The sequence below is a fragment of the Marivita sp. NO-S04 genome, assembly GCF_059070475.1.
This window is the reverse complement of the sequence record NZ_CM180980.1, coordinates 1,433,833-1,459,616: the sequence shown is the minus strand read 5'-3', so window position 1 is coordinate 1,459,616 and position 25,784 is coordinate 1,433,833. Positions and strand designations below refer to the sequence as shown.

At 60.2% G+C, this 25,784-nt stretch carries 25 protein-coding genes; 15 read left to right on the top strand and 10 right to left on the bottom strand.

The window, feature by feature from the left end:
* The first annotated feature begins 38 nt into the window (after positions 1-38).
* A complete protein-coding gene (gene infC, locus ACK3EW_RS07735; protein ID WP_447248830.1) occupies positions 39-605 on the top strand; it encodes a translation initiation factor IF-3 in 567 nt (188 codons plus the stop codon).
* Between the two features lie 51 nt (positions 606-656).
* Here the strand turns inward: infC and ACK3EW_RS07730 are convergent, their stop codons facing one another.
* Together ACK3EW_RS07730 and ACK3EW_RS07725 are read right to left on the bottom strand one after the other, a co-directional pair.
* Positions 657-1,658 carry a molybdopterin-binding protein gene (locus ACK3EW_RS07730; protein ID WP_493809124.1) on the bottom strand — a complete coding sequence of 334 codons (1,002 nt, stop codon included), beginning with the start codon at positions 1,656-1,658 and terminating at the stop codon, positions 657-659.
* Positions 1,655-2,623, bottom strand: coding sequence for an XdhC family protein (locus ACK3EW_RS07725; RefSeq protein WP_493809123.1), 969 nt, complete (start codon positions 2,621-2,623; stop codon positions 1,655-1,657). Before ACK3EW_RS07725 ends, ACK3EW_RS07730 begins: the two co-directional genes overlap by 4 nt.
* Before the next feature lie 372 nt (positions 2,624-2,995).
* On the opposite strand from ACK3EW_RS07725, the gene ACK3EW_RS07720 reads away from it, so the two are divergent.
* The gene (locus tag ACK3EW_RS07720) at positions 2,996-4,960 is read left to right on the top strand and encodes a spondin domain-containing protein (protein ID WP_493809122.1); all 1,965 of its coding nucleotides are present in this window, start codon (positions 2,996-2,998) and stop codon (positions 4,958-4,960) included.
* 62 nt (positions 4,961-5,022) lie between these two features.
* Here ACK3EW_RS07720 and ACK3EW_RS07715 read toward each other — a convergent pair whose 3' ends face one another.
* Both ACK3EW_RS07715 and dksA read right to left on the bottom strand, forming a co-directional pair.
* Entirely contained in the window at positions 5,023-6,198 is a 1,176-nt protein-coding gene (locus tag ACK3EW_RS07715) for an FAD-dependent oxidoreductase (RefSeq protein WP_493809121.1), read from the bottom strand.
* 71 nt (positions 6,199-6,269) lie between these two features.
* A complete protein-coding gene (gene dksA / locus ACK3EW_RS07710) occupies positions 6,270-6,692 on the bottom strand; it encodes an RNA polymerase-binding protein DksA (RefSeq protein WP_085629841.1) in 423 nt (140 codons plus the stop codon).
* A 167-nt stretch (positions 6,693-6,859) separates the two neighbouring features.
* Between dksA and ACK3EW_RS07705 the strand changes: the two genes are divergently transcribed.
* Entirely contained in the window at positions 6,860-7,702 is an 843-nt protein-coding gene (locus ACK3EW_RS07705) for an AAA family ATPase (RefSeq protein WP_493809120.1), read from the top strand.
* Positions 7,703-7,848: 146 nt separating this feature from the next.
* Here ACK3EW_RS07705 and ACK3EW_RS07700 read toward each other — a convergent pair whose 3' ends face one another.
* A complete protein-coding gene (locus ACK3EW_RS07700) occupies positions 7,849-8,967 on the bottom strand; it encodes a THUMP domain-containing class I SAM-dependent RNA methyltransferase (RefSeq protein WP_493809119.1) in 1,119 nt (372 codons plus the stop codon).
* 287 nt (positions 8,968-9,254) lie between these two features.
* Here ACK3EW_RS07700 and ACK3EW_RS07695 point away from each other — a divergent pair, with 287 nt between their 5' ends.
* The 8 genes from ACK3EW_RS07695 to ACK3EW_RS07660 all read left to right on the top strand — a co-directional run bounded on the left by ACK3EW_RS07695 (position 9,255) and on the right by ACK3EW_RS07660 (position 14,762).
* A complete protein-coding gene (locus ACK3EW_RS07695) occupies positions 9,255-9,707 on the top strand; it encodes a GNAT family N-acetyltransferase (RefSeq protein WP_493809118.1) in 453 nt (150 codons plus the stop codon).
* Between the two features lie 3 nt (positions 9,708-9,710).
* Positions 9,711-11,081, top strand: a complete 1,371-nt coding sequence (locus tag ACK3EW_RS07690) for a DUF2927 domain-containing protein (protein ID WP_493809117.1) — start codon at positions 9,711-9,713, stop codon at positions 11,079-11,081.
* A complete protein-coding gene (locus ACK3EW_RS07685) occupies positions 11,078-11,245 on the top strand; it encodes an apolipoprotein acyltransferase (protein ID WP_439120606.1) in 168 nt (55 codons plus the stop codon). The genes ACK3EW_RS07690 and ACK3EW_RS07685 overlap by 4 nt, the downstream gene beginning before the upstream one ends.
* An 89-nt stretch (positions 11,246-11,334) precedes the next feature.
* A complete protein-coding gene (locus ACK3EW_RS07680) occupies positions 11,335-12,519 on the top strand; it encodes a vWA domain-containing protein (RefSeq protein WP_085629528.1) in 1,185 nt (394 codons plus the stop codon).
* Positions 12,516-12,875, top strand: a complete 360-nt coding sequence (locus ACK3EW_RS07675) for a hypothetical protein (RefSeq protein WP_493809116.1) — start codon at positions 12,516-12,518, stop codon at positions 12,873-12,875. Before ACK3EW_RS07680 ends, ACK3EW_RS07675 begins: the two co-directional genes overlap by 4 nt.
* A 5-nt stretch (positions 12,876-12,880) precedes the next feature.
* Positions 12,881-13,483 carry a DedA family protein gene (locus ACK3EW_RS07670; protein ID WP_493809702.1) on the top strand — a complete coding sequence of 201 codons (603 nt, stop codon included), beginning with the start codon at positions 12,881-12,883 and terminating at the stop codon, positions 13,481-13,483.
* Between the two features lie 76 nt (positions 13,484-13,559).
* Positions 13,560-13,991 (top strand): OsmC family protein, encoded by a 432-nt coding sequence (locus ACK3EW_RS07665; protein WP_493809115.1) that lies wholly within the window; start codon positions 13,560-13,562, stop codon positions 13,989-13,991.
* 78 nt (positions 13,992-14,069) lie between these two features.
* Positions 14,070-14,762 carry a M48 family metalloprotease gene (locus ACK3EW_RS07660; protein WP_439121267.1) on the top strand — a complete coding sequence of 231 codons (693 nt, stop codon included), beginning with the start codon at positions 14,070-14,072 and terminating at the stop codon, positions 14,760-14,762.
* A 93-nt stretch (positions 14,763-14,855) separates the two neighbouring features.
* On the opposite strand, the gene ACK3EW_RS07655 is transcribed toward ACK3EW_RS07660, so the two are convergent.
* On the bottom strand, positions 14,856-15,998 hold the full coding sequence (locus tag ACK3EW_RS07655) for a YhaZ family DNA alkylation repair protein (RefSeq protein WP_493809114.1): 1,143 nt from the start codon (positions 15,996-15,998) through the stop codon (positions 14,856-14,858).
* A 3-nt stretch (positions 15,999-16,001) separates the two neighbouring features.
* Positions 16,002-16,781 carry an SDR family oxidoreductase gene (locus tag ACK3EW_RS07650; RefSeq protein WP_493809113.1) on the bottom strand — a complete coding sequence of 260 codons (780 nt, stop codon included), beginning with the start codon at positions 16,779-16,781 and terminating at the stop codon, positions 16,002-16,004.
* A gap of 138 nt (positions 16,782-16,919) precedes the next feature.
* On the opposite strand from ACK3EW_RS07650, the gene ACK3EW_RS07645 reads away from it, so the two are divergent.
* From ACK3EW_RS07645 to ACK3EW_RS07630, 4 genes are all read left to right on the top strand, one after another.
* Entirely contained in the window at positions 16,920-17,411 is a 492-nt protein-coding gene (locus tag ACK3EW_RS07645; RefSeq protein ID WP_493809112.1) for a hypothetical protein, read from the top strand.
* 49 nt (positions 17,412-17,460) lie between these two features.
* Complete coding sequence (locus ACK3EW_RS07640) at positions 17,461-19,068, top strand: peptide chain release factor 3 (RefSeq protein WP_493809111.1); 1,608 nt, start codon at positions 17,461-17,463, stop codon at positions 19,066-19,068.
* Positions 19,069-19,155: 87 nt separating this feature from the next.
* Positions 19,156-20,913 carry a glycosyltransferase family 2 protein gene (locus ACK3EW_RS07635; RefSeq protein WP_493809110.1) on the top strand — a complete coding sequence of 586 codons (1,758 nt, stop codon included), beginning with the start codon at positions 19,156-19,158 and terminating at the stop codon, positions 20,911-20,913.
* A 222-nt stretch (positions 20,914-21,135) separates the two neighbouring features.
* Entirely contained in the window at positions 21,136-22,626 is a 1,491-nt protein-coding gene (locus ACK3EW_RS07630) for a DEAD/DEAH box helicase (RefSeq protein ID WP_493809109.1), read from the top strand.
* A gap of 56 nt (positions 22,627-22,682) precedes the next feature.
* Here the strand turns inward: ACK3EW_RS07630 and gph are convergent, their stop codons facing one another.
* From gph to ACK3EW_RS07615, 3 genes are read right to left on the bottom strand one after another with little or no spacing between them, the layout of a single operon-like run.
* Positions 22,683-23,339, bottom strand: a complete 657-nt coding sequence (gene gph, locus ACK3EW_RS07625) for a phosphoglycolate phosphatase (RefSeq protein WP_493809108.1) — start codon at positions 23,337-23,339, stop codon at positions 22,683-22,685.
* On the bottom strand, positions 23,336-25,003 hold the full coding sequence (locus tag ACK3EW_RS07620) for a ribonuclease J (RefSeq protein WP_493809107.1): 1,668 nt from the start codon (positions 25,001-25,003) through the stop codon (positions 23,336-23,338). The genes gph and ACK3EW_RS07620 overlap by 4 nt, the downstream gene beginning before the upstream one ends.
* 3 nt (positions 25,004-25,006) lie before the next feature.
* Entirely contained in the window at positions 25,007-25,780 is a 774-nt protein-coding gene (locus tag ACK3EW_RS07615) for a type III pantothenate kinase (protein WP_439120949.1), read from the bottom strand.
* Positions 25,781-25,784: the final 4 nt, after the last annotated feature.

Sequence of the window (25,784 nt, the reverse complement as noted above, 5' to 3'; positions counted from 1 at the left end):
GCAACGGCATGACGTCTACTTTGCATCCCTGATTTGAACTGCACCAAAGGAGCGACACCATAGCCCGCAGACCTCACAACGCGCCCCCTACGCGCGACACCGGCCCCCGCATCAATGAACGCATCAGGGCTCCTGAAATCCGTCTGATCGGCGCAGACGGTGAAAACGTCGGCGTGGTCACGCCCGAGCGTGGCATGCAGTTGGCCGAAGAGGCTGGACTCGACCTGGTCGAGATTTCGCCGAACGCGACTCCTCCGGTCGTCAAGATCATGGATTTCGGCAAGTTCAAATACGAACAGCAAAAGCGCGAATCCGAGGCCCGCAAGAAGCAGAAGATCATCGAGATCAAAGAGGTCAAGTTCCGCCCGAACACGGACACGAACGATTACGAAGTGAAAATGCGGAACGTGTTCAAGTTTCTTGAGAACGGCGACAAGGTGAAGGTGACCCTGCGGTTCCGTGGCCGCGAGATGGCGCACCAGAACCTTGGACGCGAACTGTTGGAGCGCGTGGCCGAAGACACCAAAGAACACGGCAAGGTTGAGAACATGCCCAAGATGGAAGGCCGTCAGATGGTCATGATGATCGGGCCACTTCCGAAATAATCACGATCCATTCTTTGGAAATTCTTGAAAGCGACCTTCGGGTCGCTTTTTCTATGCGGTCTCACGTGGCAACGGACGTGACGGTGGCTCCTTCAGCAACCCACCAACGCCCATGCCCATGATGTCACGCGGACGCACCGGGACATTGCAAAGCAGACGTTCCAACACCCAATCCGCCCCATTCAGCGCAGGCGATTTCGCACATCCCGGCAGGCCGATCACCGGCACATTGCCCATATGGCCCCAAAACAAGAGATTGCCCGGGTCAACAGGCATGCCGTAATGAACGACCTCTCCTCCGGCGGCGCGGACAGCCTCTGGCGCGACATCATAAAGATCCGACGTGGCGGAACCGGTCAGAATGCACAGCATGTCATACTCTGGCGCGGCATGGGTCAAGGCGTTGCGCAAGGCGTCGATATTGTGCGCAACAACTGTTTTGGGGCCAAGGCTGACCCCCATTCGGTCGAACCGAAGCCCCATCGCCCGCTGGCCCTTGGCACTGTCGTCGCGTCCACCGACGCTGGTCTGGATCAACAGAACGCGGCTGCGCGTCACCGGGCGCAGCGACAGCGCGTCCTGCCCGGCAACGCAAGCCGCAGCCACAGCGGCTTCAGGTGCGGCGTATGAAATGATCTTGACCGTCGCCACCATCCCGCGCGCCGCCATGCGGTGCCATTCGGGAACCGTGGCGACCGTCACCATTGGATGGACCGCGTTCACAGCGTTGATCTTGGCCGCGTCGATCTCGGCCACGCCGGTTTGCGTGGCGTAAATGTTCACGCGCCCCGTGCTGGCAGGGGCCAGCCGTAGATGCACCGCTGCAGGGTCGGGAACCAGTGACTGTGCCAACCGTTCGGCGGCGCGATCTTCGTGGACGTCGTCGGCGTCAAGCCGGGCAACCGTAACATGCTGTACGCCTGCCGCCGTCAACTTGCCCAACGCAGCAGCGTCCAGCACAACGCCTTTGCGCAAACGGCCTTTCGGCAACGCCACCGAATGCGCAAGGATCGCACCTTCGGCCTCGGTCAGGGGAACTGCGCCGAACTTCATGCGCCCTTCCGCAACACACGAGTCATTTCGGCGAGGATCGACACAGCGATTTCCGCAGGGCCAGATGCGCCGATGTCCAAGCCGATGGGGCCGTGGATCAGGGCAATCTCGGCATCGTTGAACCCGGCGGCCATCAGACGGTCGACCCGCTTGGCATGGGTGCGCGTCGATCCCAGCGCGCCGATGTAGAAACACTCGGCCCGCAGCGCCTGTTCAAGCGCCGGATCATCCAGCTTGGGATCGTGTGTCAACAGCACCAGCGCGGTGCGGGCATCAAGACCCAGTTGCGCAATCGCCTCGTCGGGCCAGTCATGCAGGATTGTCTCGCCCGGAAAACGACTGTCCGAGCCAAACGCCTCGCGCGGGTCGATCAGCGTCGGATCGTACCCCGCGATCCGCGCCATCGGCACCAAGGCCTGCGCGATGTGCACCGCGCCGACGATGATCAGGCGCAAAGGCGGGTTGTGGATGGCGACGAAGGTGCGGCTTTCGTCCACAAAGCCAGAGCGGTCCATGCGAAAGGCTTGAGTGTGGCCGCCGGTCGCCAAGCTGCGTGTGCCCGCATCCAAGTCGACCTCATAGGCCACAGGCTGGCGGGCGGCGCGATACTTTACCAGTTGGTCAAGAATATCCTCAGGAAGTACCGACCCGACGGGTTCGACCAGCACACGAATGGTGCCGCCACAGGCCAGACCCACGGCAAAGGCATCCTGATCGCTGACGCCAAATTCCAACTCGCGCGGTTTGCCATCGGCCAATGCATCCATTGCCTCGACCACGACAGCGCCTTCGACACAGCCCCCCGAGACCGAGCCTTCGATCTCGCCTTCGCCGGAAATCGCAAGTTGTGATCCAACGCGGCGCGGTGCGCTGCCCCAGGTCTCGATCACCGTGGCCAGAACCGCGCCCTTGCCCGCCCGATGCCAGTCGAGCGCCGTTTCGGGACACCTGTCAAACCGGTCCATATTCGTGGCCTCCTGCCTTGCTCGGGACGACCTTATCATGTCGCGCGGCGCTGTCTCCCCCTGCGATGGTGGTACGTCGCAAACCCGTGAAGCACAGGCGCGTGACAGGGCGGGTCTTGCGCAAAACCCCTGACCTGCGTCGCGGTCGTTTCCGAAAGACAAGCGGTTTTCCAGCGATCCGCACTGTTTTGGATCAAACCCAATCTGAAACATGCAGACCTCGACCCACATGTCATGCGCCCCGCTTTCACGGAGGCGTCACTCCGAAGTGAGAAAGCCTGAATTGTGCGGAGCAAACTCTGATCCCTAACGCTGTTGCAGGCCAAGCGCGACTGCTCTGGCCGCGAACACTACAGCGAAAGGCTTTACTTGATGTCCCTGCTTCGGATCACAGTTACCAATACCTCGCCCGAGGGCGGCACGTTTCTCACCCCGTTCTGGTTCGGATTGCACAATGGCGCATTTGACCTTGGTGATGTTAGCGATGCCGCGTCACCCGGACTTGAAGCCTTGGCCGAAGATGGCAGTTTCGATGCCATTGCCGCCGAATTGACCGGAGCGGACGCCGGCGCCTTGGGCGGTGCCGTGTTCGGGGGCGCCGGTCCGATTGCCACGGGAGAAATGGCGACAACGCTTTTGGACGTTGATGGGATGTCCCTGCCCTATATCAGCCTTGCCGCCATGATCCTGCCCTCGAATGATGCCTTCATCGGGACACTGGACGCGGTTGAACTTTTTGGTGAGGACGGTGGTTTCATCGGCCCTGTGACGCTGACCTTCGACGGAACAGACGTGTATGACGCAGGCACCGAGGTGAACACCGAATTGGATGCGGCCTTCATCAACCAGACTGCGCCCAACACCGGAGAGACCGAGGGCGGCGTGATCACCCTTCATCCCGGTTTCAACGGGTCAGCGGGGAACCCGGACGGCGAAGGTGACCAGATTATTCTGGGTGGCACCAATGCCTTTGGCGAGCCGATTGATGCAATGGCGGCGGATTTCACAATCGACGGCGCGCAGATCGCGCAGATCACGATCGAAGAAGTGGTGGAGCTGCGGGTGACCGTCACCAACACATCGCCCGAAGGTGGCACGTTCCTGACGCCGTTCTGGTTCGGTCTGCATGACGAGGGTTTTGATCTTGGCAATCGCGGCGAGGCGGCATCGGCTGGGCTGGAAGCGCTGGCAGAAGACGGCAGCTTCGATGCCATCGCAGCCGAACTGCTTGCAGGTGACCCCGATGGCGTGGGCGGTGCGATCCTTGGTGCACGTGGCCCGATTGCCACTGGTGAAACTGCCAGCACCACGATCCTTGCCAGCACCGCAACGCCTTTCATCAGCTTGGCAGCGATGCTGCTGCCTTCGAATGATGCGTTTATCGGCACGCTGAACCCGATCGAACTGTTCGATGAAAACGGCGACTACCTTGGCGATCAGGTTCTGACCTTTGACGGAACAAACGTCTACGATGCGGGCACAGAGGTGAACACCGAACTGGATGCCGCGTTCATCAACCAGACCGCGCCGAACACCGGCGAGACCGAGGGCGGCGTGATCACCCTGCATCCCGGCTTCAACGGGTCAGAGGGGAACCCGGACGGGGACGGTGACCAGATCATTCTGGGTGGGAGCAATGCGTTTGGTGTCCCGATTGATCCGACAGCAGCGGATTTCACCCGCGAGGGTGCACAGATTGCCCGGATCTCCATCGAAGAGGTGAATCTGCGCCTTGGTTCCGGCGAAGATGAGGTGTTCGGGGTCAGCGATTTCGCGTCGGCGGCGCGGATTGCCGGTGCCGGGGGCACCGACATCGTTGATGCCAGCGGGACATCCTTTGACGCGGTCGAGATCAGCCGCATCGATGGTGGGTTCGCCATCGCGACCGAAGGCGGATCAGCGCTTCATATTTCGGGGATCGAAGAGATCCGCTTTGATGGTGCAACCTTGTCGGTGCAAAACGGCGGCGCGGTTCAGACCGTGGGCTTGTTCTACGAAACCCTGCTGGGCCGGGACAGCGATATTGCCGGTCTGAGCTTTTGGTCGGCGCTGGGTGCCGGTGACTTCGGTCTTGGCAACGTGGCCGAATTCATCCTCGCATCAGACGAGTTCGTCGCCAGCAACGGCACGCTGGCTGGCACTGATGATTTCCTGGACTTCATCTACCAATCCGCTCTGGGGCGCGAGGCTGACGCCGAAGGCCGGGCGTTCTGGGAGGATGCGTTGGACTCGGGTGCGGTGGATCGGGGCGAGGTCGCACTGGGCTTTGCTACGGCAGACGAAACGCTGGGCCGCTTTGCCGACACCATCGATGACGGGTTTATCTTGTTCGGCTAAAGCGTTGACCAAAAATTAAAAAATTGCGCCGGGCTGTCATGGCCCGTCGCAACAGCCAGCACTTATGCTGCCTTGGTCACGTCATAGCCGTACAGCCAGTCAAACCGGCCCAGCATCTGCCCCGGTGATACACGGCTGAGCAACCCCAGCGCTGTATGGGCGGCAAAGCGGAACGGTCCCGGCGACAAGTGATAATTGCGCGCGTTCTTGCTGGCCGCGTCGATCACCCGTGTGACCCGCGCCTTGCGGCGCTGTTGGTAGGCGGCAAGGCCTGACTCCCTGTCAGGGGCCTGCGCCAGCGCATCCGCCAGAACCCACGCGTCTTCCATTGCCATATTCGCGCCCTGCGCCAGAAACGGCAGGGTGGGATGTGCCGCGTCCCCCAAAAGCGCCATACCCGACCCATGCCAGCGCGCAGCGACCGGATGGCGAAACAGGCCCCAGACGCCCGGTGCATCGGCCTGTGACAGGATCTGGTGCACTTCGGCATCGAACCCGGCAAACGCCTTGCGCAGATTGTTGGCGTCGTCTTTCTGCGACCAGCTTTCGGCGGCCCATTGGGCGCGTTCTTCGACAGCAACCACATTGAGCAGGGAGCCGTCGCGCAGCGGATAGGTCACCATATGCCGCCCCGGCCCCATATGCACACGGGCATGGGCTGGGTGGCCGGTGGTGTTGGGCACGATGCAGCGCCATGCGACCTGACCGGTAAAGAACGGCTTTTGCGCTGCATTGAGCACTGGGCGCGCGGCTGAATGGATGCCGTCGGCCCCGATGGCCAGATCGGTTTCGCGGGAATCCCCGGTGGCCAGCACGATGCGCGGTCGGTCGCCGGGGACCAGCGTGTCGACCCGCTGCAAAAGGCGCACCTGCACTCCGGCTTTCCGCGCTGCCGCCGAGAGAAGATCCACCAGGTCTGCGCGGTGGACGAAGAAGTAGCGCTGATCCTGCGGCAGGCGGGTGAGGTCGAGCCGGGCCACCTCGGCCCCGGTGCTGCCGTTGCGCAGCGAGACCGCCTGCCCCTGCACACATCGGGACGCCAGATCATCGCCCAGACCCAGCGCTTCGATCACGCGCAGACCATTGGGAGAGACCTGAATTCCCGCGCCCACTTCGGTGATCTGCTGGGCCTGTTCCAGAACCGTGACACTGGCGCCGCGTTGGCGCAGCGCCAGTGCACAGGACAGCCCGCCGATGCCGCCGCCAATGACGGTGATGTCCAGAGTGCTGAGGTCCACGGTCGTCCTCTTGAAAACAAACGCGCCAGAGCTTGGCTCCGGCGCGTCACTTCACATCCATGCATCGCGCATCAATCGTCGCGGTGCACTTTCTCGCGACGCTCGTGACGCTCTTGTGCCTCGAGGCTTAGAGTTGTGGTGGGACGGGCCACCAGACGCTTGAGAGAGATCGGTTCGCCGGTGGCTTGGCAATATCCAAACTCGCCCTCGTCGATCCGGCGCAGGGCCGCGTCGATTTTGGAAACCAGCTTGCGCTGACGGTCCCGAATCCGCAGCTCGAGCGCGCGGTCGGTTTCTTCGGAGGCGCGGTCTGCGACATCCGGAATATTACGTGTGCCGTCCTGCAGACCTGCGATGGTGGATTTGCTGTCGCTCAGAAGCTCGCTGCGCTGTTCCAGCAGTTCCCGACGGAACCACTCCAGCTGGCGGTCATTCATGAAGGGCTCATCCTCGGCGGGTCGGTAATCGTCGGGCAGGAAAGTTTCAGCTTTCATCTTGGTCCCCTTGTCTACGCCAGCATCTGTCATAGAAATTCCCTTAGATATCTGGCACCCCTGTGCGCAGCACTTAACCGAAGGCCCACAGGTTGTCACTACCGAATAGCAGCACAAAACGGTGATTTCCTTAAGCTGGGACAAAGACACAAAAAGGCAGGACTGACATGAGATTTGAAGGCACAGACAGCTATGTGGCGACCGACGATCTGACCATTGCGGTGAACGCCGCCGTAACGCTGGAACGCCCGCTTCTGGTCAAGGGAGAGCCCGGCACCGGCAAGACGGAACTGGCACGGCAGGTGGCGGCTGGGCTTGGGTTGCGGATGATCGAATGGAACATCAAATCCACCACCAAGGCGCAACAGGGCCTGTATGAATACGACGCCGTCAGTCGTTTGCGGGACAGCCAATTGGGGGACGAGCGGGTCAACGACGTGCGCAACTACATCCGCAAGGGCAAGCTTTGGCAGGCCTTCGACGCGGATGAAAAGGTGGTTCTGCTGATCGACGAGATCGACAAGGCGGATATCGAATTTCCAAACGATCTGTTGCAGGAACTCGATAAGATGGAGTTCCATGTCTACGAGACCGGCGAGACCATTCGTGCCCAGCAGCGCCCGATCGTCATCATCACATCGAACAACGAAAAGGAATTGCCGGACGCGTTCCTGCGGCGCTGTTTCTTCCACTACATCCGCTTTCCCGATCCAGACACCTTGCGCCAGATCGTCGAGGTGCATCACCCGGGGCTGAAAGAGGCGCTGCTGACCACTGCGCTGACACAGTTCTACGAGCTGCGCGAACAGCCGGGGCTGAAAAAGAAACCGTCGACCTCGGAAGTGCTGGACTGGCTGAAGCTGCTTCTGGCAGAGGACATGACGGCCGAAGACCTGAAAAGCGATGGGGCGAATGCACTGCCCAAGCTGCACGGGGCGCTGCTCAAGAACGAGCAGGATGTGCATTTGTTCGAACGGCTGGCCTTCATGGCGCGGCGCGAACGGCGATAGGGTTGGGCGGCAGATGCGTCGACGCATCTGCCCGTTTCCGTCAACGGAAACGGTTGGGGGCTCAGCCCGCCGTCCATTGGGCTTGAACCAATGGCGAAAATTGACAGCCCCCCGAGGTATTTGGAGCCCAAAGAAACCCAAGCCTGTTACTTAAGCGGACCTGTCTGGAACAGCTGGATCTTAAGGCCGCCATGCGGGATCGGGGCGCTGACATTGCGGAAATGCAGCCCTGTCGCGCGGGCAAGCCCCTTGTCCGACGTGACGATCCCGACATGCCAGCCGCGGAAACGTTCTTTCATCACCGCGCCGAAAGAGCCGTAAAGCGCGAAGAGCAGGTTTCGATTGCCGATCCGTGCGCCGTAAGGCGGGTTCACGATCACCAGACCGGGCGGGCCTTCGGGTGCGGTAAGGTCAGCCACGGATTGATGGGTGAACTTGGTGATACCCCCGACCCCGGCACGGGCCGCGTTAGCGGTGGCATTGGCAATCGCACCTGCATCGCGGTCGCAGCCTTGAAAGTGCAGGTCGGTGGGCTTGGGTTCTGCAAGTGACACCTTGAGCGCAGCCCAGCCATTGGCATCAAAGGACGCGAGGTTTTCAAACCCGAACTGTCGGTCACGACCGGGGGCAAGGCCCATGGCCATTTCGGCGGCTTCAATCACGAAGGTTCCAGAGCCGCACATCGGGTCTAGCACTGGCTCGGACCCGTCATAGCCGCAAGCACGCAGGAAAAGCGCCGCCAGCGTTTCGCGCATCGGGGCCTTGCCGATGGCTTGTTTGTGCCCGCGCTTGTGCAGCCCCTCGCCTGACGTGTCGAGGCTGATCTCGCACAGGTCGTCTTCGATCCGCACCCGCACGGTGAGGCCAGCCTTTTCGGTGGGCTTGGTTCCAAGCGCATCGGCGATGGCGTTTTCGACGCGTTCAGTGGCGGCACCTGCGTGGTAGATGCGGGATTTGCGGCACGTCGCCTCGACCCGGTAGGGCACATCCGCGCGCAACAGCGCTGGCCAGTCGATCTTGCGGGAGCGCTTGTCGAGCTGTGCCAGATGCATCGCGCGGAACCGCGCCACCCGCGCCAGCACCCGCCCTGCCCCACGCAACATGAGATTGGCGCGCCAGACCTCAGACCAATCACCGTCGCAGGTCACGCCACCTGGCACGGCTTTTGCCCCAGCAAAGCCAAGGCCTTCGGCTTCGTCGCGCAGCAGGTGTTCGAACCCCGGCGTACCGGAGAGAAAAATCTCAAGCGGAGTATCTTCTGTCATGGGCGCGGCTTATCCTGATTTTCGCGGCACCGATAGCCACCGTCTTGGCACGGTCGGCCCGCAACTCATGGCGCAACAGCTTCGCTGCATATCTGTTGCTCTTTTGCACAGGCTAACCTTCTGTTTTAAATGCGTTTTACGGGCAATGCCCAAATCGGTCGAAAAAGTGATTCGGACCGATTCGTTCGATCTAGGCAAAAACCATCTTTTCGCCGTAAGCTGCACTCACAGAGGACAAAAAAACCGCGGAGCATCAAGCATCCGCAACGAGCAGGCAGGCTTCTTACGTGTCCCAAACTGAATTGAACGTGCGCTTTTTGCGTGCGGATGACTACGCTTCGTGGTGCGCTTTGTGGCGCGGGTATCTGACGTTTTACGAAACGTCGGTGCCAGAGGCCGTGTACGAGCAGACATTTGCCCGGTTGCTGGGGGATGATCCGCAGGATTATTCCGGGCTGGTGGCAGAGCGCGACGGTGTGCTTGTTGGTCTCGCCCATTATCTGTTCCACCGGCATTGCTGGAAAATCGAGAATGTCTGCTACCTGCAAGACCTTTTTGCCGATCCCGCCGCGCGTGGTATCGGAGTGGGTCGCGCGCTGATCGAAGCGGTCTATGCGCAGGCTGATGCAGCAGGCGCGCCCTCGGTCTACTGGACCACGCAAGAGTTCAATCACACCGCCCGCCAGCTTTATGACCGGATCGGTCAGTTGACCCCGTTCATCAAGTATCAGCGGGGCTGACGGATGCGTAAATTCCTTTTGCCGCTGTATCTGTTGCTGGGCGCGTGTATGCCCGTGTCGCAATCAGAACCTGCAACCCGTGCCGCGTTTGTCGAATCGAGCCTGCCTGCGATGAAGGTGTTTTCGGTCCCACGTCCTCAGCCCGTGCGCACTTCGAACGCCGACCTGTCGCGGGATTTCATGGATTTGGCGATGGGGCTGGAATCGGGACGTGACCTTGAAGTGTTCACCCGGTTCGAGGGTCCGATCTCGGTTCGTTTGATCGGCAATGTGCAATCCACTGTTCCAAGCGATCTGGACCGCCTGCTGCATCGGTTGCGCACGGAAGCCGGGATCAATATTCACGCCACCGTCGCACCCGAGGCCAATATCACGATCAACGCAGTCAGCCGCGCCGAGATCCAGCGGTTCCTGCCGCAGGCCGCCTGTTTCGTTGTGCCCAACGTGTCGACCCTGTCGGAATACAGGCAGGCGCGGGAATCGAACCGGGTGAACTGGGGCAAGATCACCAGCCGCACGCGTTTGGCCATTTTCTTGCCCAACGATTCCAGCCCACAAGAGGCGCGCGATTGCCTGCACGAGGAGCTGGCGCAGGCGCTTGGTCCTTTGAATGACCTTTATCGCCTGCCGGATTCCGTTTTCAACGATGACAACGTACACACGGTTCTGACCGGGTATGACATGCTGATCCTACGAGCCTATTACGACCCTGACCTGCACAACGGCATGTCGCGGGCCGAGGTGATGAACCGTGTTCCTGCGATCTTTGCCCGGTTGAACCCTGAAGGCGAGTTCCTGCCCGCCCGCCGCGCAGCACGCACCCCGCGCCCGTGGATCGACGCGATCCAGACAGCGCTTGGTCCTGGTGCGACGCCGGTGACCCGCCGCGCCGCCGCGACAGAGGCGCTGAGCATCGCATCTGCTATGGGGTGGGAAGATCACCGCCGCGGCTTTACCCATTATGCCATGGGCCGCATTCTGCAAAGCACCGACCCCGAGGCGGCCCGTGCGCAATTCATGCAGGCCGATACGTACTTTTCCCGCACGCCCAACACCGAGCTGCACCGCGCCTATGTTGCGTCGCAGCTCGCCGCTTATGCCTTGACCGAAAACAACCCCGATACCGCAATCCAACTAACCGGCGCGTCCATCGACCTTGCCGCACGCCACGAGAACGCGGCATTGCTGTCGACGCTGCTGATGCTGCGCGCCGAGGCATTCGATCTGGCAGGCCGGGTGTCGGCCGGGACAGATGTGCGTCTGGACAGTCTGGGGTGGGCACGGTACGGGTTCGGCTCGGACTGGTCCGTGCGGGCGAAACTGCGCGAGATCGCGTCCCTCAACCCGCTCAACAGGGCCAGAGGCAGCTTATGATCGTGATAGCAGGCGCCCTTTTCGGGGCCATTATCGGAGCAATGACCGCGAAAAAGCGCAAGGGGAACCGCGCGGATATGTGGCAATACGGGGCGGTCTATGCCATCGCCTTTGCCCTTGGCGGCCTGATCCTGACGATTGCCATCGAAAAACTGGTTTTCTGAACCGGCGATGCGGCGTCGACGCAGCGCCCGTTTTCGTTGACGAAAACGGACCACTGGTCAGAGACCGGCGCGCTTGCTAGATCAGGGACATGTTTGTTCCCTTTTTCGACACCCTGCGATCCACTGGCGTTCCCGTGTCCCTGCGGGAATACCTGAGCTTTCTGGAAGCGATGCGCGCGGGTCTGGCCACCTATGATCCAGAGGCGTTCTACTACCTTGCCCGTACTGCGATGGTGAAAGACGAGCGCCATATCGACCGCTTTGATCGCGCTTTTGCCGAAGCCTTCAAAGGGTTGGAGCATCTAAGCGCTGATGGGGTTCTTGATGCGTTGGAGTTGCCCGAAGACTGGCTGCGCAAAATGGCCGAAAAGCACCTGACCGACGAAGAAAAAGCCGAGATCGAAGCGCTTGGCGGGTTCGACAAGCTGATGGAGACGCTCAAGGAACGGCTGAAGGAACAAAAAGGCCGTCATCAAGGCGGCAGCAAGTGGGTCGGCACGGCCGGCACCTCGCCTTTTGGGGCTTATGGCTACAATCCCGAGGGCGTCCGCATTGGGCAGAACGAAAGCCGCCACCAGCGCGCAGTCAAAGTCTGGGACAAGCGCGAGTTTCGCAATCTGGATGACAGCGTCGAGCTGGGCACACGCAACATCAAGGTGGCGCTCAAACGTCTGCGCCGTTGGGCGCGGGATGGCGCGACCGAGGAATTGGACCTTGATGGCACCATCCGCGCTACGGCGGAACATGGCTATCTCGACGTGCAAACGCGGCCCGAAAAGCGCAATGCGGTCAAGGTGATCCTGTTTTTGGACATCGGTGGATCGATGGACCCGCATGTGAAGGTGGTGGAGGAGCTTTTTTCGGCGGCACGGGCCGAGTTCAAGCATCTCGAACACTATTACTTCCACAACTGCCTGTACGAAGGGGTGTGGAAGGACAACCGCCGCCGCTGGGACGCGCAAACGTCGACGATGGACGTGCTCAACACTTACGGACCGGACTACAAGTGCATCTTTGTCGGTGACGCCAGCATGTCACCTTACGAGATCGCCTATGCGGGCGGTGCAAACGAGCACTGGAACGCCGAGCCCGGACAAGTCTGGTTGCAACGCGCGCGCCAGCAATGGCCACATAACCTATGGATCAATCCGACCCCTGAACGACACTGGCATTACACCCAGTCGATCCAGATGATCCGGGAGATTTTTGAGGATGCAATGGTGCCGATGACGCTTGAGGGGATCAGCCGTGGGATCAAGGCCTTGGCGAAATGACCTCGGGCGTTCGTACGCTGTGGAAAGAGCACAAACTGTTACTGACCGCATTCGCGCTTGCTGTGACGGTGATGGTATTCTTCGCTGTGCGTACGGTGATTTTCTGGGTTTACTGGGCCGATCCGGCGCACCGTGAAGAACCCATCGCGGGGTGGATGACCCCGCGCTATGTCGCGCATTCCTGGGCGGTTCCCGCAGAAATCATCCGCGATGCGCTGGCGGTCCCACAAGACACAAAGCGCGTGACGATCAAGGCGCTGGCCGACATGCGCGGCGTGCAGACCGAAGAGATCGTTCGCCAGATCGAGGCGATCATCACAGAGTACCGCGCCGATGAAACGGTGACACGGCCTTGAGCGATGTGCTGTTTGGACTTGTGGCGGATTACGGTGTCTGGGTTTTGGCAGCGTCTTGTTTCTTGTCGTGCCTGTTGGTGCCCATTCCAACCTCGCTGCTGATGCTGGCCGGTGGCGGCTTTGTGGCCGCTGGCGACCTTGACGGCGGAACCGCTTTTGCCGGCGCGTGGATGGGGGCGATGCTGGGTGACCAAACCGGGTTTGCCATCGGGCGGCGTTTTGGCCCCTTTCTCGAACGCTTTGCGACAAAACGTGCCGCACGGAAAAAGCTATATGCAAAAGCCTCGGACATGGTGCGCCGCAAAGGCGAGATCGGTGTTTTCTTCAGCACATGGCTGTTCGCACCGCTTGGACCCTGGGTGAATTTGGCGGCCGGGGCGTCAGGTTTGGGGTGGCTGCGTTTCACGCTGTGGGATTCCGCCGGTGAAGCGATCTGGGTCGCCGGCTACATCGCGCTTGGCTATAGCTTTGCCGGACAATTGACGCTGATTTCTGATCTTACCTCCAGCCTTTCGGGGTTTCTTGCCGCCGGAGCGATCACCCTGTTGCTTGGCTGGATGTTGCTCAAACGGATCAAAAAACGCGGCGCGGGGTCGCGCGCCGTCTAAGGCCGCGGCACAGGGGAACCGTCGCGACCTGCGGGTCGTTGGGTATGGGAACGCAACCCAGAACGGGAGACATACCATGATCAACAAGACAGCAACGGCACATTGGTCCGGCGGCCTGAAAGACGGCAAAGGGCAGATTTCAACGGAATCCGGTGCGCTTTCCACACAACCCTATGGCTTCAACACGCGGTTCGAGGACAAGCCCGGCACCAACCCCGAGGAGCTGATCGGCGCAGCCCATGCCGGGTGTTTTTCGATGGCGTTTTCGATGATCCTTGGCAATTACGATGCCGTGGCGGACGATATCGACACCAAAGCGACCGTCAGCCTTGAGGAAAAAGACGGTGGTTTTGCGATTACGAAAATTCATCTTGAGATGAGCGCGAAAATCCCCGGAATAAGCGACAGCGATTTTCAGGAAGCTGCGAACACGGCTAAGGAAAACTGCCCCGTTTCCAAGGTTTTGGCTGGGGCCGAGATCACGATGGACGCAAAACTCGTCAACTGACCGCTTTGTGACCGGCAAGCATGGCGCACATCCTGTGTCGTGCTTGCCGGGCGCGCCTTTAAGCCCCATATCTTGGGCATGTTGAAATTGACACCCATCCTTCTTGCGATCCTCTACGCGCTTGCCATGTACCATTTCTCGGTCTGGCGCACAAAGCGCGAGCTTGATGCAAAGTCGACTGAACTGGCTGATCCACGCCTCAAGGCATTGACGGATCGCTTGGCCGCAGCGTTGAACCTGGACCGCATCCGTGTGCACATCTACGAAATCGACCCCGTGAACGGACTGGCCGCCCCTGATGGCCGTATCTTCATCACCCGTGGCTTTTACCGCAAATACCAGAATGGCGAAGTGACGGGCGAGGAACTGGCCAGCGTGATCGCACATGAGTTGGGACATGTGGCGCTTGGACATACCCGTCGCCGGATGATCGACTTTTCCGGACAGAACGCATTACGCACAGCCTTGGCTATGGTGTTGTCCCGGTTTTTGCCGGGCATTGGCGTTTTGATTGCAAACTCGGTTGCCACATTGCTGGCCGCCCGCCTGTCACGTGGCGACGAATACGAGGCCGATGCGTATGCTGCGGCGCTGCTGCACAAGGCAGGTATCGGTATCGCGTCACAGAAGTCGTTGTTCCACAAACTGGACGCGCTTACCCAATCGCGCTCTGGTGTGGTGCCAGCTTGGCTTATGTCGCACCCCAAGACGACCGAGCGGATCGAGGCGCTGGAAAAACTCGAAGCGCGCTGGACTGACGCGCAGTCCTGATGCTCTTGCCTTGCCAAATTCGCATCTGCGTCCACACGATCCAGTGAAGGCGCTCTAACTGTCATCCTCCAAGCTTGGATGTTCAACCTGTGTTCAAACCAAGTCCAAGGTCGCGTCTGCCCGGTCCTGCCCATTGACCTGAACAGTCACAAGATGCGGGCCGGGATAGAGGGTAAAGGTCGAGGCCCCCGCTTTCAGGCGGTGCGATTTGGTCATTGTAACTGCCACGCCCGGTTCCAGACGCGCCGTTTTGAGCTTGAACACCTTTTCGCCGCTGCGGCCATTCGGACGGTGAAAGCGGATGCGGTAATCCACCATCACCGGCAAAACCTCAGTGGCGGACAACGTCACGTCTATGGTGAAAGCATCCCCGATTGAGACAGGGTTCGGGTCAAGCCGCAATGACACCGCCACATCACAATCCTGACGATAACCCAGCAGCGCCAGCGCGTCGGCTTCACCGCGTTTGACAGCGGTGCGAAGGGCGTGACGGGTCATCCAATCCAGCTCTTTCGGGGTCTGGCGCGCCTTTGATTGCCACATGCCGAGACGTGCGACCACGCGTTCTGGCGCGTGGCGCGTCAGATCATTCATGTGATTGGCGACGGACCGGGTCACATATCGGGTGGGGTCTGCGTGAAGCGCATCCAGAAAGCGCAGCGGCACCAGCGGATCAAGTTGGATATTCGCGGCCCAAGGCAAACGCGGGCGTGTACCTTCGCTGACCAGCCGGCGCACGTGATAATTCTCGTGTTCCACCCAGCGATCCAGCCGAGCGAGGGTTTCGTCCGGCCAGCGGTTTAGGAAGGGCCGGATATAGAACTCCATCGAAAAGCGTTGGGTCGCGGCCTCCAGCAGATCAAGCGCACGGTCGCGGTGGTCTTCCAGCCCGTGGCGCACCGCAAGAATGCCGGGCACCGCATGGATGAAGCGGCCGAAGTCATCATCTGTGTTGGTGGGGTCAAGGACCGGAGGCATCGCAGCTTCTAGGGCGTCGGCCAGTTCGGGGAACCGGCTGGGCAATTGCGCTTCGATGCAATCGGCCAACCAATCGAGCCGTTCGAGCAGCCCCCGCGATGATAACCCCGCGAGGGCCTCTTTGGTAAAGCGGTCCGGATCGAACCCCGGCAGGACAGCGAATTCCGCCGCCAAACCCCCGATGGTGCGGGCATTGAACAATTCGTCCTTCAGGGAAAACCCTTGTGCCTGCCCTGCCCCGTCCGGTCCCCGCGCCATGCCTTAGATGGTCGCGTTGGTGCCGCCACCGTCGATCAGGATATTCTGGCCCACGATAAAGCCGGAATGCTGCGAACACAGGAACGCGCAGGTCGCGCCGAATTCCTGACGGGTGCCGTAACGCCGCGCGGGAATCGTCCCTTGGCGGTTCTTGCGCGCCTGTTCGACAGAAATGCCCTGCGCCTTGGACACACCGCCATCCAATTGATCAGCGCGGTCCGTGGCATGGATGCCCGGAAGCAGGTTGTTGACGATCACGCCATGTTCGGCGACCTGCCGCGCGGTGCCGGCAACATAACCGGTCAAACCGGTGCGTGCGGCGTTTGACAGGCCCAGTGCCGGAATCGGTGCCTTGACCGATTGTGAGGTGATGTTGACCACCCGGCCCCAGCCGCGATCGATCATGCCCGGCATCAGCGCAGTCATAAGTGCGATCGGCGTCAGCATGTTGGCGTCCAGCGCCTTGATGAAGTCATCACGCGCCCAATCGGACCACAGCCCCGGAGGCGGACCGCCGGCGTTGGTCACAAGAATGTCCACATCTCCCGCAACTTCCAGCACCTTGGCACGGCCGTCTTCGCTGACGATGTCGGCGGCAATGGTCGTGACCTCAACCCCGTAGGCCTTGCGAATGTCCTCGGCTGCGGCCTCGAGCGCGTCGGAGCCCCGTGCATTCATGATAAGATTTACGCCCGCTTCCGCCAACGCTTCGGCACATCCACGGCCAAGACCCTTGCTTGATGCGCATACAAGCGCGCGCTTTCCGCTGATCCCAAGATCCATCCGCTCACTCCCAATTTTTGCTCAGATTTGTCCGTGAAAAGCCACGGCATGCCCTTAGAGGTGCCACATTTCCAGAGGATCTTAAACCCATCCCGACGCAATGTGCGCAATTCGGGAATTACTAAAGAGTTTCTGTTTATGGCTGCTGCCACTGGACCTTTACCACATCGCTTCAAAGCCTGCCCGGCCGACGGGATCCGCGCCGAATTCGGCGTTTGCCGTGGCGATCCGATCCACCACATCCAGGATCTAATCCTTGGCGATACGTTCCTGCCAAAGCGCGACGCGCGTTGGCTCGCCGTGACGACCAACGACGCAGACCACGAAACATTCACATTGGCCATGGCCGCCAATGCCCCGCATGCGCAACTGGTAACCCTTGCCGAAATGATTTTCATGTCGATCACGGGTCAACGGATCGACGTCTACGCAGCAGTCTGCAACGGCCAGCTCTATTTCGTGTCGGAAACCGGATTCCGCACAAGCGTGGAATACATCCTCATCGATATTCAGCGCCGCGAAGACGCGGTTGTCCCGGCAATCCTGCCAAAGGACGACCCGGTGACGCTGCCAATGACCAGACCGCATGCGCCACAGACTGCAAACCAGACCCTGCGACTGATCGGCTGATCGACGCGGCTTATAGACAAGTCGCCCTGCGCCGCCTATATGCGCGCCCATGCTGGACACCGTTTCAAATCGCCCTGATCTGCCCGCCGAAATCGCTCGGCGGCGCACCTTTGCCATCATCTCGCACCCGGACGCCGGCAAGACGACCCTGACAGAGAAGTTTCTTCTGTACGGCGGTGCGATCCAGATGGCGGGTCAGGTTCGCGCCAAGGGCGAAGCACGACGCACACGGTCGGATTTCATGAAGATGGAGCAGGACCGGGGCATTTCGGTCTCGGCCTCTGCGATGTCCTTTGATTTCAGGAACTTCCGGTTCAACCTTGTGGACACTCCCGGGCACTCGGATTTTTCCGAGGACACCTATCGCACGCTCACCGCAGTGGACGCCGCCGTCATGGTCATCGACGGCGCTAAAGGTGTGGAAAGCCAGACGCAAAAGCTGTTTGAAGTGTGCCGCCTGCGCGACCTGCCAATCCTGACATTCTGTAACAAGATGGACAGGGAAAGCCGCGATACCTTTGATATTATTGACGAGATTCAAGAGAATCTTGCCATTGATGTGACCCCCGCCAGTTGGCCGATCGGGGTTGGTCGGGACTTCATGGGGTGCTACGACATGCTCCGTGACCGGCTTGAACTCATGGACCGCGCGGATCGCAATAAGGTCGCCGAAAGCATTGAAATCAATGGGCTTGATGACCCCAAGCTAGAGCAAAACGTGCCCGCGCACCTGCTGGCAAAACTACGAGAAGAGGTCGAGATGGCGCGCGAGCTGTTGCCCGCGTTGAACCCGCAAGCGGTCCTTGAAGGGCACATGACACCGATCTGGTTTGGCTCGGCGATCAACAGCTTCGGCGTCAAGGAATTGATGGACGGGATCGGAACGTACGGCCCGGAACCGCAGCCACAAAAAGCGACGCCACGACAAATTCTACCTGAAGAAACAAAGGTTTCCGGATTTGTCTTCAAAGTTCAGGCGAACATGGATCCCAAGCACCGCGACCGCGTGGCGTTTGTTCGACTGGCCTCGGGGCACTTTAACCGCGGTATGAAGCTGACCCATGTGCGGTCAAAAAAACCGATGTCGATCACAAACCCGGTGCTGTTTCTGGCCTCCGACCGCGAGCTGGCCGAAGAGGCATGGGCCGGTGACATCATCGGTATTCCGAACCACGGGCAATTGCGCATCGGTGACACGTTGACCGAAGGCGAGGCGCTCAAGGTGATGGGCATACCGTCCTTTGCGCCCGAGCTGTTGCAGACCGTGCGCGCGGGCGATCCGCTCAAATCCAAGCATCTCGAAAAGGCGCTGATGCAATTCGCCGAAGAAGGTGCCGCCAAGGTGTTCAAGCCGATGATCGGCTCGGGATTCATCGTAGGCGTCGTGGGCGCGCTGCAATTCGAGGTGTTGGGCAGCCGGATCGAGCTGGAATACGGACTGCCCGTTCGGTTCGAAGCATCGCAATTCACCTCTGCCCGCTGGGTCCATGGTGACAAATTGGCGGTGGACAAGCTGGTCAACGCCAACAAGCAGCACATGGCTGAGGACAATGACGGAGACGTCGTGTACCTCACCCGCCTGCAATGGGACATCGACCGGATCGGGCGCGACTATCCTGACGTGACCCTGTCGGCGACCAAGGAAATGATGGTCTGACCCAAGCCCGTTCAAACGGGCTTGATCAAGGCATTTTCAAATGCCTTTTCCATTGATCAGACCGCAGCGAAGCGGCACTCTGCACGTATGAGCAGTCAAAAACCATCGCCAAACCCGGCATATCCAAACGGGATGGCGGGCATCCTTGAGCAGATGAATGCACGGCGCGCGCCTTTGAGCTTTGCCGAAGGAGAATCCTTGCCTCCGTTGGACTGCGACCTTCAGGCACTCGCCGGAACGCGGGTGTCCGTGCCCGATGAGAGCACCCGCGCCCTGTCCGACAACGCCCGCAAAAGCTGGGACATCGCACACGAACTTGACGGCCAGAACGCCTTGCTGCACCTGAATGGTCTCTTGATCGCGCATCTGCGTAAGCGCAGCCAGCCGCCCCATACTGCGGACCTGTTCCTGCGGCTCTGGGCCGAACATGCGGACCTGCTTTTGACCGAGATGGACCTGCCTTGGAAAGTTTCGAGCCTGACGACTTTTGGCGATCATGGCACCACACCAGCACAGCGCAGCACCGGTCTGGCGCTGTCGACCCTGTTCGGCGCAATGAAACTTTATGAAAGCGAACGGCTCTATTCCGGACGCGAGGCGGATCGACCCTTTACGCTGGATGGGCGTGCAAGTGGGCCACTGCCCTTGCAGATGAACGCGTTTTCACTTCAGGACGGTGGGCTGGATGCAAACCTGATCGGCCGGCTGTGGGACGAGGCTGAGACCGACCCGGTGATCCGCCCCTTGGCGCAGGACATGCTGCAACGGCTGGTCGACGACCCGCGCACCGTCTTCCACCGCCTGCACCGCTTGCGCGTCCGCAAACTGCGACGGGATGATCAGCCGGACACCGACACCGAAGCGGAACATGGCATCACGCTGCCCGTGCAGCCGGTCTCAGCCAAGACCCCCACCTGGGGGGTGGTTTGCACCACAAACGCGCCGCTTTTGGATGTTGCACGCTTTGTCGCGCATCATCTCGATATCGGCGCGGGTCATGTTTATCTCTATCTTGACGCACCCGATCCGGATGTCTGTGCGTTGCTCAAGGATCATCCGAAGGTCACGGTAACGGTCTGCGATGCCGCCTATTGGAAAAGGAAGGGCAAGAACCGGCCCGACGCCCACCAGTTGCGGCAGACTTTCAACGCCACGCAGGCACTGAAACAGGCGCATCAGCATGTGCATTGGCTTGGGCATATCGACACTGACGAGTTCATCCTCAGCCCCAAGAAACTGTCCACCCTGTTGAAGTCAGTGCCCGATGAGATGGCCGGTGCGCGGCTTTATCCGGCCGAAGCGCTTGCAGCCCGGGATGCCAAAGACATGCCGCGCCATTTTAAACTGCGGACAACAGGCGATGACGTGCCGCCCACAGCCGTCACCGAGATTTACCCGACCTTTGGCAGTTATGTGCGCGGTGGGTTCCTGAGCCATCTTGCAGGCAAGGTGTTCGCCCGCACCGGTTTGGGCAATGTCCGACTGGCCATTCACCGACTGCGTCTCAAGGGGGAAGACGTGCTCAACACGGCGACGCTTGATGGCGCGTTCGTGGGCCACCTGCACGCGCCGAACTGGGACAACTTCATCGAAAAGCTGGAATTCAGACAGGCCCAAGGGTCATATCGCGTGAAATCGGACGACGCGCTCAAGAATACCGGCCATTTGCTGCGCTACCTCCGCGACGAAGAAGGCGAGGACGGCTTGCGCCTGTTCTTCACCGAAGTCTGCGAGGACACCCCCGATCTGCGGGCGCGCCTGAAGAAACACGGTTTGTTGCTGACACCAAAGTTCAACCCGGACGCGGCGGTGGAACGGGTGTTCGGCCTATCCCTGTCGGACTGACGACCTGCAGCGCCTTTCTGCCGGGCTGTGGAATTGTTGCTGCTTTGACACCAAAACCTGCTAGGGAACGGCACATCAGCGCAGTCCGGATGCGCCTCATTGACCCCACCGCCTTCCAAGAGTACATACGCGGGGCATCGAGACTGTGGACAACCACAGGGCCATACGGGCCGGATGGCAACAGACGCACGGGCGTAGTCAGTCCGTGAATAACGGATACACATGACAAAATTCTCTGAGTTGAACCTCAACCCGAAAGTCCTGAAAGCTATTGAAGAGGCGGGCTACGACACGCCCACCCCCATTCAGGCAGGCGCCATTCCCCCGGCTTTGGAAGGACGTGACGTCCTTGGCATCGCGCAAACGGGAACTGGCAAGACCGCAAGCTTTACGCTGCCGATGATTACACTGCTCGCCCGTGGACGCGCCCGCGCCCGAATGCCACGCAGTCTTGTTCTGTGCCCGACCCGCGAATTGGCGGCCCAGGTCGCTGAGAACTTCGACACCTATGCCAAGCACGTAAAGCTGACCAAGGCTCTGCTGATCGGCGGGGTCAGCTTTAAAGAACAAGATTTGCTAATCGATAAAGGCGTCGACGTGCTGATCGCCACACCCGGCCGTTTGCTGGACCATTTCGAACGCGGCAAGCTGCTGCTAACGGGTGTGCAGGTGATGGTCGTCGACGAGGCCGACCGCATGCTGGACATGGGGTTCATCCCAGATATCGAACGCATTTTCTCGCTCACACCGTTCACACGCCAGACGCTGTTCTTCTCGGCCACCATGGCGCCAGAGATCGAACGGATCACCAACACCTTCCTGTCGGCCCCGGCCCGCATCGAAGTGGCCCGTCAGGCCACAGCGTCCGAGACAATCGAACAGGGTGTGGTGATGTTCAAGGCATCGCGCCGCGACCGCGAAGGCACGGAAAAGCGCGCGCTCTTGCGCAAGATGATCGAAGGTGAAGGCGACGCCTGCTCGAACGCGATCATCTTCTGCAACCGCAAGTCAGACGTGGATATCGTTGCAAAATCGCTCAAGAAATACGGTCTGGACGCGGCACCCATCCATGGCGATCTGGACCAGTCCCAGCGGACAAAGACGCTGGAAGGCTTCCGAGAAGGCACGTTGCGCTTCCTCATCGCCTCGGACGTGGCCGCACGCGGGCTGGATGTACCTGCAGTGAGCCATGTGTTCAATTTCGATGTCCCCAGCCATGCCGAGGACTACGTGCACCGCATCGGCCGTACCGGACGAGCCGGTCGCAAGGGCAAGGCGATGATGATCTGCGGCGCGAAAGACGAAAAGAATTTCGACGCCATCGAAAAGCTGATCCAGAAAGAAATCCCGCGCATCGATAACCCGCTGGTCCAAACCGAAGCCGCGCCATCAGCGGACGAGACACCGGACGAAAAGAAAGACAGCAAACCCCGTCGTTCTCGTGGGGGACGTGGCCGTTCAAAACCAGTCGAGACGGCGCAAGACGTTCAGGTTGAGACACAAGTCCCGGTTCAGGCCGAGGCTCCGAAAGAACTTGCAAAGGTTGAAAACCGCGACGACGCGCCAAAACAGGATCAGGATCGGTCCCGCAACCGCCGCAACGATCGCGGCGGACGGAATGATCGCGGTGGCCGCGACAGCAATGTCGTGGGCATGGGCGACCACATGCCATCCTTCATCGCGCTGAGCTTTGACGAACGCCGCGCTGGCTGACCAAGGGGCGCGTTTCCGTCAACGGAAACGCGGCGATGCGATGACGCATCGCCCTCCTAGATCGGACGCAGGATCTCCTGACAGATGGCTGGTAGATCCTCGAACCGGTCAAACGCCCGATCATGCGGGATCGCGTCAACCGGCTTGGTTCGGATGCCTTCGGTGAAGAACGCAAACGACACTCCAGCCCGCTGCGCCGTTTCCGCATCAACATCGCTGTCCCCGACATAAACACCCATGTCAGCCCCCATCTGCTCAAACGCCAGATGCAGGGGGGCCGGATCGGGCTTGCGCACCGGCAATGTGTCGCCCGCAATGATCACGTCGAACCACTTGGTCAAATCAAGCGCATCCAACACAGCCGCCAATGGCCCACCGGGTTTGTTTGTGCAGATACCCAGCTTATAGCCTTCGGCCTTGAGCGCCTTCACCGCGTCCAATGCACCCGGAAACACCGTGGTCAGACCTGTGCTGGCTTTGTAATGCGTGATGAACTCGACCATCAGCGCGTCATACTCTGCCGCATCAAGCGCTGTCGCCGCGATCAGCCGATCAAGAAACACCCGCTCCCCCATACCGACGAACCCGCCGATCTGTGTTTGAGGCAGCGGAAGCATGCCATGATCTGCCAAAAGCGCATTGGCCGCTGCCGCGATATCAGGAAGGCTGTCGATCAGCGTCCCGTCAAGGTCGAAGACAACCGCGCGCGTCATGCAAGCCTGCTGATCACAACGGTCACTTCGGGCTTCTTGCCGATTTCGTTCTGCGTCGTCTGGCGCGCGATCCGGCGCAGCCCTTCTTCGAGCTTGTCATCGTCGGTGATGGTCTTGGCCCCGGCCCGACCGATAAACTGTGACAGGTCTTCTTCCAGCGCGTCGACCAACGGCGCGTTGCTGCGGCCGATCTCCGGCAAGCCCATGACTTCGCACCACGGCTCGCCCAGCAATTCGTCGTCTTCGTCCAGAATGACCGTGACAATCACATGCCCGTTCAGCGCCATGCGGATACGGTCGCGCACGATCCCGTCCAAGGCCCCGATCTTGACCGAGCCGTCCAGATAGGTGCGCCCCGTTTCAACATATTCGGCCACGGTCGGCTCATTTCCACTGAGGTCGATCATCATGCCATTCACTGCCAGAACGCCCTTGCGTCCGCCAGCCCCGGCAACCTTCACATGTTCGCGCAGATGGCGATGTTCGCCATGCATCGGCACAACCAGTTGCGGGTTCACGACGGCATGCATGGTTTCCAGATCAGGACGGTTCGCATGGCCAGACACGTGGTATTTGCCAGAGCTGTCATCGACCACGTCCACCCCCTGCTCGGAAAACGCGTTCATGATCTGGATCACGCCACGTTCATTCCCGGGAATCGTTTTCGACGAGAACAGGAACATATCCCCTTCGGCCATTGTCAGACCTTGGTACTTGCCACGCGCAAGCTGCGCCGAGGCCGCACGCCGTTCGCCCTGGCTCCCAGTGACGATCAACATCAGGTTCTCGCGCGGGATCTGTGTGGCCTCTTCCGGGCTGATCACCGTTGGGAAATCCGCCAAAACGCCGGTCTTGATCGACGCTTCGATCATCCGCCGCATCGCGCGGCCCAATAGGCAGACCGATCGCCCAGCCCGAACCGCTGCTTCGGCCAGAGTTTTGACACGCGCCACGTTGGAGGCAAAAGTGGTCGCCACAACCATGCCCTTGGCATCGCGCACCAGCGTTTCGATCTCAGGACCAACGGTCGCCTCTGACCGACCTTCATGCAAAGAGAACACATTGGTGGAATCGCAAATCAGTGCTTTCACACCCGGTTTGCCGATCTCTTCCCAAAGCGCCCGGTCAAACGCCTCGCCGACAACCGGCGTTTCATCGATCTTGAAGTCGCCCGAATGCACCAAGCGCCCCTTTGGCGTGTCGATCACCAGACCCGAACTTTCGGGAATGGAATGCGAGATTGGCAAGAACCCCACCTTGAACGGCCCGGCTTCAACGGTTTCGGGCCAAGGCGACACGGTCCGTACGGTTTCCGGCGACTGCCCCGCATCCTCCATCTTGAGCCGCGCGATATGCGCCGTGAAGGCCCGCGCGTAGATTGGCGCACCAAGCTCTTCCCAGAAGTGCCCAACAGCGCCCACATGGTCCTCATGGGCGTGGGTGATAAAGATCGCCTCGAGCTGGTGACGGCGTTCCTTCAGCCATGTGATGTCCGGAAGGATCAGATCGACTCCCGGTGTCCCATCCATGTCTGGAAAGGTCACACCGAGATCAACAAGGATCAGCCTTTCCTGACCCGGCTTGCCATAGCCATAGACATAGGCATTCATGCCAATTTCGCCGGCCCCGCCAAGGGGCAGGTAGATGATCCGTTCACCGCTCATGTTTTATCCGTTTTCTGTGTTATACGCGTGTATGACCGTCAGACCATGCATGGTCAGGTCATCTTCAATTGTGTCAAATAGCAGCTCACCCTGCGCGAACAAGGGCGCAAGCCCACCGGTGCCGATCACCTTCATCGGACGGCCATATTCAGCCTTGATGCGCGTTGTGATCCCTTGGATCAGCCCGACATAGCCCCAGAAGACACCCGACTGGATACAGGCCACTGTGTTGGTGCCGATCACACGCTCCGGCTGCGAGATATCCACATGCGGCAGCGCTGCAGCACCCTGGTGCAACGCCTCGAGGCTCAGGTTCACCCCCGGAGCGATCACCCCCCCGACATAAGCGCCATCCTCGGCCACAACGTCAAAATTCGTCGCCGTGCCAAAATCGACCACAACGCAGTCGCCACCATGCCGGTCGAATGCCGCCACCGCATTGGCCAGCCGGTCCGGCCCCACGCCGGTGCCCACATCGACCCGAGGCGGATGGGGCAACAGACATTCAGGCTTGCCCACAACGATGGGACGCACACCAAAGAACCGGTCAGAGAAGACTCGCAGGTTCCATACAACGCGCGGCACTGTCGACGAGATGATCACATCGGTGATATCCGGTTCGATCTTGTAATGGCCGATCAGGGTCGAGAACCACGTGAAATAGGCATCCGCAGTGCGCCCGTGATGGGTCGACGTGCGCAAGGTGCAAAGAAAGCGCGTGCCATCCCAGATCGAAAACACGGTATTGGTATTGCCACAGTCAATGCACAGAAGCATGGCC

Bases quoted from the DNA above. Each gene is read 5' to 3' on its own strand.
- ACK3EW_RS07730 (WP_493809124.1), bottom strand. From the start codon at position 1,658: ATGAAGTTCGGCGCAGTTCCCCTGACCGAGGCCGAAGGTGCGATCCTT.
- ACK3EW_RS07725 (WP_493809123.1), bottom strand. From the start codon at position 2,623: ATGGACCGGTTTGACAGGTGTCCCGAAACGGCGCTCGACTGGCATCGG.
- ACK3EW_RS07720 (WP_493809122.1), top strand. From the start codon at position 2,996: ATGTCCCTGCTTCGGATCACAGTTACCAATACCTCGCCCGAGGGCGGC.
- dksA (WP_085629841.1), bottom strand. From the start codon at position 6,692: ATGAAAGCTGAAACTTTCCTGCCCGACGATTACCGACCCGCCGAGGAT.
- ACK3EW_RS07705 (WP_493809120.1), top strand. From the start codon at position 6,860: ATGAGATTTGAAGGCACAGACAGCTATGTGGCGACCGACGATCTGACC.
- ACK3EW_RS07700 (WP_493809119.1), bottom strand. From the start codon at position 8,967: ATGACAGAAGATACTCCGCTTGAGATTTTTCTCTCCGGTACGCCGGGG.
- ACK3EW_RS07690 (WP_493809117.1), top strand. From the start codon at position 9,711: ATGCGTAAATTCCTTTTGCCGCTGTATCTGTTGCTGGGCGCGTGTATG.
- ACK3EW_RS07685 (WP_439120606.1), top strand. From the start codon at position 11,078: ATGATCGTGATAGCAGGCGCCCTTTTCGGGGCCATTATCGGAGCAATG.
- ACK3EW_RS07680 (WP_085629528.1), top strand. From the start codon at position 11,335: ATGTTTGTTCCCTTTTTCGACACCCTGCGATCCACTGGCGTTCCCGTG.
- ACK3EW_RS07675 (WP_493809116.1), top strand. From the start codon at position 12,516: ATGACCTCGGGCGTTCGTACGCTGTGGAAAGAGCACAAACTGTTACTG.
- ACK3EW_RS07665 (WP_493809115.1), top strand. From the start codon at position 13,560: ATGATCAACAAGACAGCAACGGCACATTGGTCCGGCGGCCTGAAAGAC.
- ACK3EW_RS07660 (WP_439121267.1), top strand. From the start codon at position 14,070: ATGTTGAAATTGACACCCATCCTTCTTGCGATCCTCTACGCGCTTGCC.
- ACK3EW_RS07655 (WP_493809114.1), bottom strand. From the start codon at position 15,998: ATGGCGCGGGGACCGGACGGGGCAGGGCAGGCACAAGGGTTTTCCCTG.
- ACK3EW_RS07650 (WP_493809113.1), bottom strand. From the start codon at position 16,781: ATGGATCTTGGGATCAGCGGAAAGCGCGCGCTTGTATGCGCATCAAGC.
- ACK3EW_RS07645 (WP_493809112.1), top strand. From the start codon at position 16,920: ATGGCTGCTGCCACTGGACCTTTACCACATCGCTTCAAAGCCTGCCCG.
- ACK3EW_RS07640 (WP_493809111.1), top strand. From the start codon at position 17,461: ATGCTGGACACCGTTTCAAATCGCCCTGATCTGCCCGCCGAAATCGCT.
- ACK3EW_RS07635 (WP_493809110.1), top strand. From the start codon at position 19,156: ATGAGCAGTCAAAAACCATCGCCAAACCCGGCATATCCAAACGGGATG.
- ACK3EW_RS07630 (WP_493809109.1), top strand. From the start codon at position 21,136: ATGACAAAATTCTCTGAGTTGAACCTCAACCCGAAAGTCCTGAAAGCT.
- gph (WP_493809108.1), bottom strand. From the start codon at position 23,339: ATGACGCGCGCGGTTGTCTTCGACCTTGACGGGACGCTGATCGACAGC.
- ACK3EW_RS07620 (WP_493809107.1), bottom strand. From the start codon at position 25,003: ATGAGCGGTGAACGGATCATCTACCTGCCCCTTGGCGGGGCCGGCGAA.
- ACK3EW_RS07615 (WP_439120949.1), bottom strand. From the start codon at position 25,780: ATGCTTCTGTGCATTGACTGTGGCAATACCAATACCGTGTTTTCGATC.